This is a genomic window from Mesorhizobium alhagi CCNWXJ12-2 (genome assembly GCF_000236565.1).
GTDB lineage: Bacteria > Pseudomonadota > Alphaproteobacteria > Rhizobiales > Rhizobiaceae > Allomesorhizobium > Allomesorhizobium alhagi.
In genome coordinates, this window is the sequence record NZ_AHAM01000210.1 from 1 (window position 1) to 12,039 (window position 12,039).

General features: G+C 64.6%; 12 protein-coding genes. 6 read left to right on the forward strand and 6 right to left on the reverse strand.

Features of this window, described 5'->3' with window-relative positions:
• The 4 genes from MAXJ12_RS23795 to MAXJ12_RS23810 form a co-directional block, all read left to right on the forward strand.
• The coding region (locus tag MAXJ12_RS23795; protein ID WP_008838593.1) for an aldehyde dehydrogenase family protein at nt 1-567 on the forward strand (567 nt) is incomplete at its 5' end.
• Between the two features lie 119 nt (nt 568-686).
• Nucleotides 687-1,436, forward strand: a complete 750-nt coding sequence (locus MAXJ12_RS23800) for an SDR family oxidoreductase (protein WP_008838594.1) — start codon at nt 687-689, stop codon at nt 1,434-1,436.
• 101 nt (nt 1,437-1,537) lie between these two features.
• Nucleotides 1,538-2,362, forward strand: a complete 825-nt coding sequence (locus MAXJ12_RS23805; protein WP_008838595.1) for an alpha/beta fold hydrolase — start codon at nt 1,538-1,540, stop codon at nt 2,360-2,362.
• 414 nt (nt 2,363-2,776) lie between these two features.
• Nucleotides 2,777-3,628: a hypothetical protein gene (locus MAXJ12_RS23810; RefSeq protein ID WP_008838596.1), complete on the forward strand. Its 852-nt coding sequence runs from the start codon at nt 2,777-2,779 to the stop codon at nt 3,626-3,628.
• Between the two features lie 85 nt (nt 3,629-3,713).
• On the opposite strand, the gene MAXJ12_RS23815 is transcribed toward MAXJ12_RS23810, so the two are convergent.
• The 5 genes from MAXJ12_RS23815 to aceA all read right to left on the reverse strand — a co-directional run bounded on the left by MAXJ12_RS23815 (nt 3,714) and on the right by aceA (nt 8,934).
• A complete protein-coding gene (locus MAXJ12_RS23815) occupies nt 3,714-5,000 on the reverse strand; it encodes an NAD(P)/FAD-dependent oxidoreductase (protein WP_008838597.1) in 1,287 nt (428 codons plus the stop codon).
• A 177-nt stretch (nt 5,001-5,177) separates the two neighbouring features.
• Nucleotides 5,178-6,611 (reverse strand): glutamine synthetase family protein, encoded by a 1,434-nt coding sequence (locus MAXJ12_RS23820; RefSeq protein ID WP_008838598.1) that lies wholly within the window; start codon nt 6,609-6,611, stop codon nt 5,178-5,180.
• A 65-nt stretch (nt 6,612-6,676) separates the two neighbouring features.
• Nucleotides 6,677-7,132, reverse strand: coding sequence for an ANTAR domain-containing protein (locus tag MAXJ12_RS23825; protein WP_008838599.1), 456 nt, complete (start codon nt 7,130-7,132; stop codon nt 6,677-6,679).
• 211 nt (nt 7,133-7,343) lie between these two features.
• Nucleotides 7,344-7,589: an SMc00767 family acetate metabolism repressor gene (locus tag MAXJ12_RS23830; protein WP_008838600.1), complete on the reverse strand. Its 246-nt coding sequence runs from the start codon at nt 7,587-7,589 to the stop codon at nt 7,344-7,346.
• Between the two features lie 55 nt (nt 7,590-7,644).
• On the reverse strand, nt 7,645-8,934 hold the full coding sequence (gene aceA, locus MAXJ12_RS23835) for an isocitrate lyase (RefSeq protein WP_008838601.1): 1,290 nt from the start codon (nt 8,932-8,934) through the stop codon (nt 7,645-7,647).
• 236 nt (nt 8,935-9,170) lie between these two features.
• Between aceA and MAXJ12_RS23840 the strand changes: the two genes are divergently transcribed.
• A complete protein-coding gene (locus MAXJ12_RS23840; protein ID WP_008838602.1) occupies nt 9,171-10,619 on the forward strand; it encodes a helix-turn-helix domain-containing protein in 1,449 nt (482 codons plus the stop codon).
• 143 nt (nt 10,620-10,762) lie between these two features.
• Here the strand turns inward: MAXJ12_RS23840 and MAXJ12_RS23845 are convergent, their stop codons facing one another.
• Nucleotides 10,763-11,638 (reverse strand): LysR family transcriptional regulator, encoded by an 876-nt coding sequence (locus MAXJ12_RS23845; protein WP_008838603.1) that lies wholly within the window; start codon nt 11,636-11,638, stop codon nt 10,763-10,765.
• A 91-nt stretch (nt 11,639-11,729) separates the two neighbouring features.
• On the opposite strand from MAXJ12_RS23845, the gene MAXJ12_RS23850 reads away from it, so the two are divergent.
• Nucleotides 11,730-11,972: a hypothetical protein gene (locus tag MAXJ12_RS23850; RefSeq protein WP_008838604.1), complete on the forward strand. Its 243-nt coding sequence runs from the start codon at nt 11,730-11,732 to the stop codon at nt 11,970-11,972.
• Nucleotides 11,973-12,039 lie beyond the last annotated feature (67 nt).

A 12,039-nucleotide genomic window follows, 5' to 3' on the forward strand; every position in this document is an offset into this window, starting at 1 on the left:
CGGCCGGTCTACGAGGCGGTCGCCGCCGCCCTCGCCGAGCGCTTCTCGAAGCTGGTCGCCGGTCCGCACGACGCCGATCTCGATCTCGGCGCGCTGATCAATCCCAAACAAAAGAGCCAGGTTGCCGGCATGGTCGCGGCGGCCGAAGAGTCGGGCGTTCCGGTTCTCGCCAAAGGTTCGGTGCACCCGGATGCGCCGTCCGGCGGCTACTACCACGCGCCGGTGCTGTTCGGTTCGGTCGATCCCGAAGCCGCCATCGCGCGTCAGGAGGTTTTCGGGCCGGTGCTGACGCTGTTCCCGTTCGAGGGCGAGGACGAGGCGGTTCGCCTCGCCAACGGCACCGATTTCGGCCTGGTCGCCGGTATCTGGACCAGGGACGGCGGCCGTCAGCACCGCGTTGCCAAGCGGGTGCGCGCCGGCCAGGTCTTCGTCAACGGCTATGGCGCGGGTGGCGGCATCGAACTGCCCTTCGGCGGCTTCAAGAAATCCGGTCACGGCCGAGAAAAGGGCTTCGAGGCGCTGTACGACATGAGCGCGACGAAGACGATTGTGTTCAACCATGGGTGAATGTCGAAGCACCCCCTCACCGGTTTGCGAAGCAAACCACCTCTCCCCCGGGCCGGGGGAGAGGTGGCCCGAAGGGCCGGTGAGGGGGTGCTTTTCGTTCGCAAACATTTCGAGGGATCATGAACCGTCTCAAGGACAAGGTCGCCATCATCACCGGCGCTGCATCGGGATTCGGCGAGGGCATGGCGAAGCGCTTCGCCGAGGAGGGCGCGAAAGTCGTCGTTGCCGATTTGAACGCCAAGGGCGCGGAGCGCGTCGCGACCGACATCGGCGCTTCGGCCATCGCGGTGACCACCGACGTTTCGCTGCAATCGGAATTCGACCTGATGGTAGAGGCGGCGATGACCGCCTTCGGCCGCATCGACATCATGGTCAACAATGCCGGCTACACGCATCGGAACGGCGACATGCTGGCGGTCGAGGAAGACGTTTTCGACCTGATCACCGCCGTCAACATGAAGGCGATCTACCACTCCGCCCGCGCTGTCGTGCCGATCATGGAAGCGCAGGGCGGCGGCGTCATCCTTACTACCGCCTCGACCGCAGGCCTCAGGCCGCGCCCGGGACTGACCTGGTACAACGCCTCCAAAGGCTGGGCGATCACCGCGACCAAATCGATGGCGGTCGAACTCGCGCCGAAGAACATCCGCGTCAACTGCCTCTGCCCGGTGGCGGGCGAGACCGGCATGCTGGCACAGTTCATGGGCGAGGACACGCCTGAACTGCGCGCGAAATTCCGCGCCTCGATACCACTCGGCCGGCTGTCGACGCCGCTCGACATCGCCAATGCCGCGCTGTACCTCGTCTCCGACGAGGCAGCTTTCATCACGGGCGTGGCGCTGGAGGTCGATGGCGGGCGCTGCATCTGAGGCAGGTTCGTCACACCCGGATTGCAACGCAAGTCTAGATTGCTCTCGTGCCTCGACGGTGCGCAAGCTTCGCCTCCACCCAAGCAGAAGGAAGAAAGACCGTGAGCAAGATCGTCACCCGCGACGGCGTTGAAATCTATTACAAGGACTGGGGCAAGGGGCAGCCCGTCGTTCTCAGCCACGGCTGGCCGCTCAGCGCCGACAGCTGGGAATCGCAGGCGCTGCATCTTGCCTCCAACGGTTTTCGCGTGATCGCCCACGACCGGCGCGGCCATGGCCGCTCCAGCCAGCCGTGGGACGGCAACGACATGGATCACTATGCCGACGATCTGGCGGATCTCATCGAGGCGCTGGACCTCCGGGACATCTTCCTGGTCGGCTTTTCCACCGGCGGCGGCGAGATCACCCGCTATATCGGCCGCCACGGGACCGGCCGTGTCGCCAAGGCGGGGCTGATCTCCGCTGTGCCGCCGCTGATGGCCAGGACCGAAGCCAATCCCGAAGGGCTGCCGATCGACGTGTTCGACGGCTTGCGCGCGGCTTCGATCGCCGATCGGTCGAAGCTCTACCGCGATCTCGCCAGCGGCCCGTTCTTCGGCTTTAACCGTCCGGGCGCGACCGCCTCGCAGGGCATGATCGACGCCTTCTGGCTGCAGGGCATGATGGCCGGCCACAAGAACGCCTATGATTCCATCAAGGCGTTTTCGGAGACCGACTTCACCGAGGACCTGAAGAAGTTCGACGTGCCGACGCTGATCGTCCACGGCGACGACGACCAGATCGTGCCGATCGGCCGCTCCGCCCACGCCGCCGCCAAGCTGGTCGCGAATGCGACTCTGAAGGTCTATCCCGGCGCGCCGCACGGGCTCGGGGACACGCACAAGCAGCAGCTCAACGACGACCTGCTGGCTTTCGCCAGGGGGTGATGAGGCGGGCGGCTGCCTCCTTCCCCTCAAGGGGGAGGGGGTCGTCAGCGCCGGTACTTCATCCATATGCAATAGCCCTGCCCGCCGAGGGGATTGAGAGGCGTGTCTCATCATCGCCACGCCCGGTTCTCACCGTCTGGCCTTTGTTAAAGAACGCCTCCCTTTGTAGGGAGCTAGTGGGAAGCGGGGCGCGAGGCCAACGCCTTCCTAATTTTTATACGTGGCGCGAACTCCGCGCCCCGCCGGTTGATTTTTCAGCCCCCCGTTTCCCAGCCTGCGGACCTGCCGGCCCATGCCCGATAGAACTCGCGCCACCCTGACCGCTGCTCTTCCTGTAATCGAAATTATTTTATCCACGCCCTTCCCGCTCGCGCGATAATCCCTGCGCCTTGTGTTCTGATGGAGGAGGCGGCGATGGACTGGAATGCTGCGATCGAGCGAAACCGCGAAGCTCTGAAACGCGTCTTGGCTATGCTCGTCGCCATGGCGGGGCTGGGTCCGCGGGGACAGTTTGCTTTCTCTCCGCAGGAAGGCGCGGCCGTTTCAAGGCTGGTGCGGGCGCAAGAAAGTAAACTGTCCCTGCCGCGCCATCTCCACCGCGCCGTTCTCCGCCTGCTGCGTCCTGCCGAAGCCGCCGCGCGGCGGCTGGTCATCGTGATGGCGCGAGGACTTGTCGTAAAACTGCCCCCTGCGCGCCCGCGCCAGCCGCAGCCAAGGTCCACGATCCTGCACGACAGGCTCGGCACCGGCATTCTGATGCCGCGCGGCTTTCGGCCCGAAGCCGGCCCTCGTCCGCCCGCTCGGCGTACATTCTCCCTTCCCCTTCTCGATCCACTGCCCCGTTGGCGGACTTCCCGCCGGCCGGCGGCGAGCGGGATTCCCCGCATCTCCTTTCCCGGCATCATTGCTCCGCATTCCGTTGCGGTCCGACAACCGCCTTCGCCCGACGATCCGGTCGACGCTGCGCGTCTTGCGCTGCGCCTCGACGCGCTCGGCTCGGCACTCGACGATTTGCCGGGCCAGGCGCGGCGCTTTGCCCGCTGGCGGGCGCGCCGCGACGCCGTGGGCGCGCAAGACAAGAACCGCGACGCAGCGTGTGCGCAAGACCGGCAAGGTCGTAGTACAGGCCGAACCCGCCGCCTGTGGCCCTTGCGCCCCGGCCGCCCGCCGGGCGGCCGCCAAAGGGCTGTCCATGAGGTCCACGAGGTTCTGAGGGACCTGCAATGGTTCGCCGTCAAGGCCCTGGAGCGTGCTGACACGTCATGACCTCGCGACCGCTCGTCGGACGCAGGGAGGAAGGAATCAATGGCCGGATGCAAAAAATGCAGGCGCGGCAAGGATGAAGCGCGCTCTAAATCCGGTCCCTCAGCGCGAACCAGTTGAGGGCGAGGAAGAGCAGCGGGGCGCGGAGGCGGCGGCCGCCGGGGAAGGGCGGGATATTCAGCTCCTCGAACAGCTTCAGGCGGTCGCGGTTGCCGGCCACCGTCTCGGCGTAGAGCTTGCCGACGAAATTGGACAGCATGACGCCGTGGCCGGAATAGCCGCCGGCAGAAATCACCCCCGGCATGACCTCGCGGACGAACGGCTTGCGCGGCACGGTGATGCCGACATAGCCGCCCCAGCCATGCGTGATCTCTATGTCCTTAAGCGCCGGATAGATCTCGGCGATCTGGCGGCGGATGTGGATGTGGATGTCCTTGGGGTCGTGGACCGTGTAGATTTCGCGCCCGCCGAACAGCAGCCGGTTGTCGCGCGTCTTGCGGAAATAGCGCACCACGAAACGGGAGTCGTCGACGGATTCGCCGCCCGGAAGCACCGGGCTGTCGGATGGCAGCGGTACGGTCGCGCCGATGAACGAACCGATCGGCATGATATGCGAGGCGCTGACCGGTTCGAGTTCGCCGCCATAGGCATTGACTGCGACCAGGCATTTTTCGGCGGTGATCGCGCCGGTCGGTGTGGTCACGCGGATTTTGCCGCCGGTGGAGGACAGGCTCGTGGAACGCGTATTCTCGAAAAGCCGCGCGCCGGCTTTGGCCGCAACCCGCGCCGTGCCGACGACCAGCTTCAGCGGGTGGATGTGGCCGGGGCCGGTGTCGCGTATGCCGCCATAATAATGGGTCGAGCCCAGGCGCTCGGCGGTCTCGGCGGCGTCCATGAAACTCATGTGCGGATAGCCGGCCTTTTCGCGCATGTAATCGGCGTAGCGGCGGTAGTCGTCGACATAGCGCTTCTTGTGCGCGACCGAGATCTGCCCCGGCATGAAGTCGATGTCGATGGCGTTGACGCGGGCGAATTCGAGCAGATGCGCCTTCGCCTCCTCGGCAAGATCGAACAGCGCCTTGGCCCGCGTCCAGCCATAAGCGGCCTCCAACTCGTCCAGCGAGCCGCGCTGGCCGGTGCCGAGCTGGCCGCCATTGCGCCCCGACGCGCCGTCGCCGAAGCGGTTGGCGTCGATCAGCACGACATCGACGCCGGATTTGGCGAGATGCGCCGCGGCTGAAAGCCCGGTGAAGCCGCCGCCGATGATGACGACATCGGCCTGAGCATCGCCGTCGAGGGCGGGGTATTCAGGTCTTGGCCCAGCGGTATCTTCATACCAGGAGCGGCCGGGGGAAATCGGAGATTGGTAGGTCAATGAAGCCTCCTGACCTTCTCCCCTTGTGGGAGAAGGTGGCCGAGCGAAGCGAGGTCGGATGAGGGGTGCTGGGCGGATTGCCGACTCTTCATTTTTCCAACACCCTTCATCCGTCTCGGCGCTGCGCGCCGATCCACCTTCTCCCACAAGGGGAGAAGGCAGGCGCGCCCAATCGCCCTAAACATTCAACAGCAGATATTCCCGCTCCCACGGGCTGATGACCTCCATGAAGGTCTCGAATTCCGCCCGCTTGATCGCCGCATAGGTGGCGGCGAAGGACTGGCCCAGCAGGTCCTTAAGGTCCTCGTCGGCCTCGAACAGGTCGACGGCTTCGAGCAGGCTGCGCGGCAGGTCGATCTCGTCCTCGTTTGCGGTGGTAAGCACCGCTGTGTCGGGCGCGATCTGCTTCGACATTCCGATCAGCCCGCAGGCCAGCGAGGCGGCGAGCGCCAGATAGGGATTGGCGTCGGAGGAAGGGATGCGGTTTTCGAGCCGGCGGCCGGCCGGATCGGAGCGGGGCACGCGGAAGGCGACCGTGCGGTTGTCGTAGCCCCATTTGGTGTTGACCGGCGCGGAGGCGGCCTGCGTCAGCCGTCGGTAGGAATTGACGTAGGGCGCAAACATCACCAGCGCGTTCGGCACATGCTTCTGCATGCCGCCGATGAAGTGGCCGAAGGCTTCCGTCTCGCCGCCATCCGCGTCCGAAAAGACGTTGCGGCCGGTCTTCTTGTCGATGATCGACTGGTGGATGTGCATGGCTGAGCCGGGCTGGCCCTGGATGGGCTTGGCCATGAAGGTGGCGTAGGTCTCGTGCTTCAGCGCCGCCTCGCGGATGGTGCGCTTGAACAGGAACACCTGGTCGGCGAGCTCGACCGGATCGCCGTGACGCAGGTTGATCTCGAGCTGGCCGGCGCCCTCCTCGTGGATCAGCGTGTCGATCTCCAGGCCCTGGCTTTCGGAGAAATGGTAGATGTCGTCGATCAGCTCGTCGAACTCGTTGACGCCGGCGATGGAATAGCCCGCCCCGCCTCCGATGGGGCGGCCGGAGCGCCCGACTGGCGGCGTCAGCGGATAGTCGGGATCGGGGTTCTTGCGCACGAGATAGAACTCGATCTCGGGCGCCACCACCGGCCTCAGGCCGCGCTTCTCATAGGCGGCGACCACGCGCTTCAGCACGTTGCGCGGCGTGAACTCGACGGAGCGGCCGTCCTGGTGGACGAGATCGCAGATGACCTGCGCGGTCGGGTCGCTCTCCCACGGCACCACGGACAGCGTCGAAAGGTCCGGCATCAGCTTGAGGTCGCCGTCATCCTCCGGATAGGAGAAACCATTGCTGTTTTCGGGATAGCCGCCCGAAATCGTCATCATGAACACCGCAGAAGGCAGCGCCAGGGAGGTATTAGAGGTGAACTTCTTGGACGGCATCATCTTGCCGCGGGCGACGCCGGCCTGGTCAGGGGTGATGCACTCTATGTCTTCGATGCCGCGCCATTCCAGCCACTCGCGGGCTTCCTTCCAGTTCTTCACGCCGCGCAGATTTTTCACGAATGCGGGCGTGCGGGCGCGTCCCCCGCGGCTCGACGGGCGGACTTCCTTCTTTGCAGGCGGCATCAATCACCAGATTGTGGTTGCGGATTTTGTCACTATAGCCGGGCCGCAACGCGGAAAGGAAGGGGCTACTGGCGCGCGCGCTCAAGCAGGCGGTCGATGACCGGCTGCAGCAATTCGGTGGTGATCGGCTTGGCGACCACCGCATCGACGCCGGCGAGTGGCGCCGGATCGGCCTCGCAATGCGATTTCGTTGCCAGCAGGATGACCGAGGGCGCGTCGTGGCGGCACACGCTGCGCAGCGAGGCAAGCCACGCCATCAGGCCCTCGCAATCCCTGTTGTCGGCGCCGCCGTCGAGAATGACGGTACCGGGAAATACCGAGCGCAGCATTTTTGCCGCCGCTTCCGGCGTTTCGGAAATCGGCTTGAGCCCTGACTTTTCAATAATCTTCGACACGACTACCCGGTTTACCGGCGACCGTCCGACGACGAGAACGCGGGAAAAATCCGGCTCCAAAGGAGCGCCAAGGGGGACAGCGTTCGTGAACCGGCCGCTTGCCGGTTCGTGGCCTGATTTGGTCATGCTGGGAAAGCCGATCGTTCAAGCGCTCAATTTACGGTTGCGTGGCGGGAACATAACCGGCATTACGCATACGTCAAGCTCAAAGTCGGCGAAAATCTTTCGGGAATGAAGAAACGAGGGCAGCCAGGTCTTCAACTTGTGAAGATCGGGCTGCCCTTTTCGTCGGGAACGAACCTGACCGGAGAGTATTGATATCCGGATAGGTTGTATTTTAGTCGCTTTGTCTGGACTGCGTGACGATCACCGGGATCAGCAGATCGCCCCAATTGCCATTGCCGCTGTGGTGGCGCGCCGAGCGGACCAGTTCGACTGAGACGCCGGCTTCCACCGCCTTCATCACCGACTGGTTGAGCCGGTGCAGGTCGTTGGCCAGCATCCGGATTGTCGCCTGCTGGTCGGAGTTCATGGCCGACGACTGCTCCTCGGCTCTTTCCTTGACGCGACTGATCGATGCCATCGAGATTCTCCTTCGTGGCTGTTCTGCCCTTTCGGGCGTCGGTTGATGCCGGCCCTTATTCCGCCGCCGGCTTGAACTGGTCGTGCTCGGTCGATTCCTTCATCGCCGTGGTCGAGGACTGGCCGCCGGTGATCGCCATCGAGACGGCGTCGAAATAGCCGGTGCCGACCTCGCGCTGGTGCTTGGTGGCAGTGTAGCCGTTCACTTCCGATGCGAACTCCGCCTCCTGCAGCTCCGAATAGGCGGCCATTTGTCGATCGCGATAACCCCGCGCGAGCTCGAACATGCCGTGGTTCAGCTGGTGGAAGCCGGCCAGCGTGATGAACTGGAATTTGTAGCCCATGGCGCCGAGCTCGCGCTGGAATTTGGCGATCGTGGCGTCGTCCAGGTGCTTTTTCCAGTTGAACGATGGCGAGCAATTGTAGGCGAGCAGCTTGTCGGGATGATGCTTGCGCACGCCCTCGGCAAACTTCTTCGCCTGCGCCAGATCCGGCTTGGAGGTCTCGCACCAGATCAGGTCGGCATGCGAGGCGTAAGCGACGGCGCGCGCAATGCACGGCTCGAAGCCGTTCTTGACCTGATAGAAGCCCTCGACGGTGCGGCCCGCGCTATAGTCGACGAAGGGCTGGTCGCGCTCGTCGACGTCGGAGGTGAGCAGCTTGGCGGCCTCCGCGTCGGTGCGGGCGATAACCAGCGTCGGCGTGCCCATCACGTCGGCGGCGAGCCGCGCGGCATTGAGGTTGCGGATGTGCGCGGCGGTCGGGATCAACACCTTTCCGCCGAGATGGCCGCACTTCTTTTCCGACGCGAGCTGGTCTTCGTAGTGGACGCCGGCGGCGCCCGCCTCGATGAAGGCCTTCATGATCTCGAAGGCGTTGAGCGGACCGCCGAAGCCGGCTTCGGCGTCGGCGACGATCGGCGCGAACCAGGTGTCGACCGAGAGGCCGTTGCCTTCCGAGGTCTCGATCTGGTCGGCGCGCTGCAGCGTCTTGTTGATGCGCTTGGCGAGTTCCGGTGCGGCATTGGCCGGATAGAGCGACTGGTCGGGATACATGGCGGACGCGGTGTTGGCGTCGGCGGCGACCTGCCAGCCCGACAGGTAGATCGCCTTCAGGCCGGCGCGGACCTGTTGCATGGCCTGATTTCCAGTCATCGCGCCGAGCGCGTTGACGAAGCCCTCCTCATGGATGAGCTTCCAAAGCCGGTTGGCACCCATTTCGGCGAGGCTGTACCTGATCTGGACCGAGCCGCGCAGCCGCGTGACTGCCTCCGGCGTGTAGGGGCGTTCGATGCCGTCGAAGCGGCCTTCCGGCGCGGAGGGGACGAGGTTGTAAAAATCAGTCATAGATCGGCTCCAGGAGATCGGTTTGCCAGGCGACCTTCTTTACGGAAGGCACGTTGGTGTATGACTTCATTTACATTGCAGTGCGGGAGAAACGAGGAAAATCGCCAATGTGAGCAGGAAATAAGGGAAAACCTGTGTTGTGTTTGACTGGAGGCGAGTGTAAATTTGTAAAGAATGTAAATTTCGGCAAGGCTTCGAACTTCCTCGTTGTAAGTAATTCGTGTCAAAGCAGCAAAATGGCCGACCAAAAGATCTTCGCCGGGCCGCGCATCCGCCGCATCCGCAATGCCAAGGGCCTGACGCAGACGGCGATGGCCGAGGGGCTGGGCATCTCGCCCTCTTACCTGAACCTCATCGAGCGCAACCAGCGGCCGCTGACGGTTCAGCTCATCCTTAAACTGGCATCCGTCTACAAGGTCGAACCGGAAGAGTTGCAGGGCGAGGCGCGCGGCTCGATCGCGGCGCTGCGCGAAGTCTTCGCCGACCCGCTGCTTGCCGGCGAATTGCCGGGCGACCAGGAACTGATCGAGGTCGCCGAGGCCGCGCCGAACGCGGCGGCGGCGATGATAAAGCTGTTTCGGGCCTATCGCGAACAGGCCGAAAGGCTGTCGGATCTTTCCGAACTTCTCGCGCGCGAGGGCAGGGCCACAGCTCTGCTAGGCACCAGGCTGCCCTTCGACGAGGTGCGCGAGATTTTCGAGCGCCGCCCGAACCATTTTCAGGCGATTGAGGAAGAAGCGGAGGCGTTTACGGCGCTGCTCGACCCGGGCGACGATCTGTTCGGGGCGTTGAAGGCCTGGCTGAAGCGCGAATACGGCATCGTGGTCAAGGTGCTGCCGGTGGCGACGATGCCGAACTGGCGCCGCCGCTATGACCGCCACTCGCAGCGCCTGTTCATCTCCGAGCGGTTGTCGCCCTTCGATCAGTTGCGCGAAGTGGCGATGGAAGCCTGCCTGATGCGCATGCAGGTCGCGGTGGCGGGCGAGATCCAGGGGCTGAAACTGTCGTCCGACGAGGCGCGGCGCATCGCCCGCTTCGAACTCGGCCGCTATGCCGCTCATGCGCTGATGATGCCCTACCAGGCGTTTCAGGCGGCGGCGGTGCGCGCCCGCTACGACATCGACGTGTTGAAATCGCGGTTCGGCGTTTCCTTCGAGCAGGCGGCGAACCGGCTGACCATGCTGCAGCGGACCGGCGCTTCCGGCGTACCCTTCTTCATGCTCGAGGTCGATAATGCCGGGCACCGCTTTCGCAGGGCGGGCGCACAGGGCTTTCCGCAAAACCGCTTCGGCGGCGGCTGCCCGAAACTGCCGGTCCACGCTGCCTTCACCCAGCCGGGCCAGATTTTCGTAGAGGCGGTCGAAATGCCGGACGGCGCGGAATTCCTCTGCGTCGCCCGCACGCTCGAAGGGCCGCAGGGCGCGTTTTCCGAGCGCCCGCGTCGCACGGCGATCCTGATCGGCTGCGACATCGGTTTCAAGGACGAGATCGTCTATGGCGCGGCGCTGCCAAGCCGTCTCGCAGGCAGCGGCGCGAAGTCAGGCGCTGTCCTCTCGACGCCAGTCGGGCCGGCCTGCCGGCTCTGCGAGCGCTCCGGCTGCCTCTCGCGCGCCGAGCCGCCGGTGACCCGGCCGCTGGGCCTGGACGAGATGGTGACAGGGTTGAGCGCCTTCGATTTTCAGTAGCGACTGTCCTTATTGGCTTCTGGCAGTACGAAGGATCGCCTCCATGTTGCGGCGGCCGTCGATTATCCGCGCGATAACGATCCGCTGTCGATCAGCCTCGTAGCGGTAAAAACGACGTGTTGCGGACGCGCCGGCCGGTCTCTCTACCCCTCGCCAAACGGCCGCTCGCCTGCAAACAGCGCGGAATGCGCGGTGATGAGCGCGACGATGCGGTCGATGACGGTGCGCACCTCGCGGCGGTGACGATCGTCATTGTGCATGACGATCCATTGGCCTTCTCGCAGTTCCTCGATGGTGCCGCCCGCCCGCTCCAGCAACGGATCGCGATCGCCGGCAAAGCACGGAAGCACGCCCTTGCCGACGCCGGCGCGAATAAGGTCGTGCAGGGTCCGGGGTGTGTTGGCCCAGGCGGCTATCGTGATGCCTGGCTGTGCGTCGACCCAGTTGGCCGAGCGCGTAGCGCGGTCTTCCGGGGTGATGGCCACCCAATCTTCCCGTTGGGCACCGGGACGGTTGCGCGCGCGGAATGGCGCCTGCGCCACCTCGCCGGTGCGTCGCGCCGCAAGGTTGGGGCTGTCCGGCTGGGCGTTGCGCACGCCGATCTCGACTTCGCGGTGGGCGATGTCGAGCTTCGCTTCCGTCGTCTTGAAGGCGATACGGAACGGATCGGACGGGGTCCACAGCCGCGCGAAATTCTCCGTGAAGAAGTTCGCCGTCCAGGTGCCTACCGAGATCCGCACGGTGGCGCGGCGGTCGTCCGCTTCGAGCCATTCCTCGATCGGCCTGGCGCTCGCCTCGACGGCAATCGCTTTGGCGAGCAGCATCCGGCCATGCTCGGTGAGCTCGTAGCCGGTCTGACGCCGCACGAATAGCGGCCGGCCCAGAACATTCTCCAGCGCCAGCATGCGCCGCCCGACCGTGGCCGGGCTGGAGCCGAGTTCGGCGGCGGCCGCCGAGAGCCCGCCGCCCCGCGCCACGCGAACGAAAATCCGCAGATCGTTCCAGTCCAGGTTTTTCATCGCTGAAAAACATACTGCGGATTTCTGGCGATGAACAGCTCGACAGTCGATCCTATCATTCAATTGCGAAATGGTAGCGAAAGGATCCGTCATGGATCAGATGCTTGTTTGGACCTTCATTCACCGCGAAGTGCTGCGGACGCGGGCCGACCGCAAGCCGGTCGACTCTATCGATATCTACGAAGACAATTCGTCATCGCTCGGGCTCTTCCGGCGCGTCGGCGGTCTGCTCGAGCGGGCGAGAAGCTGGCGAGTGTCGGGAAGGTCGACGTGCGACAGCGGACGGCAAGAGAGGATGCTTGCCAGCGGAGGCAATTGCAGTCCGGGCGCGTAGCCCTGTTGCCGAAAAACGTGCCACAAATGGAACGGGCCGCTGGACCACGCGGCGGCTGGCGGTTTCG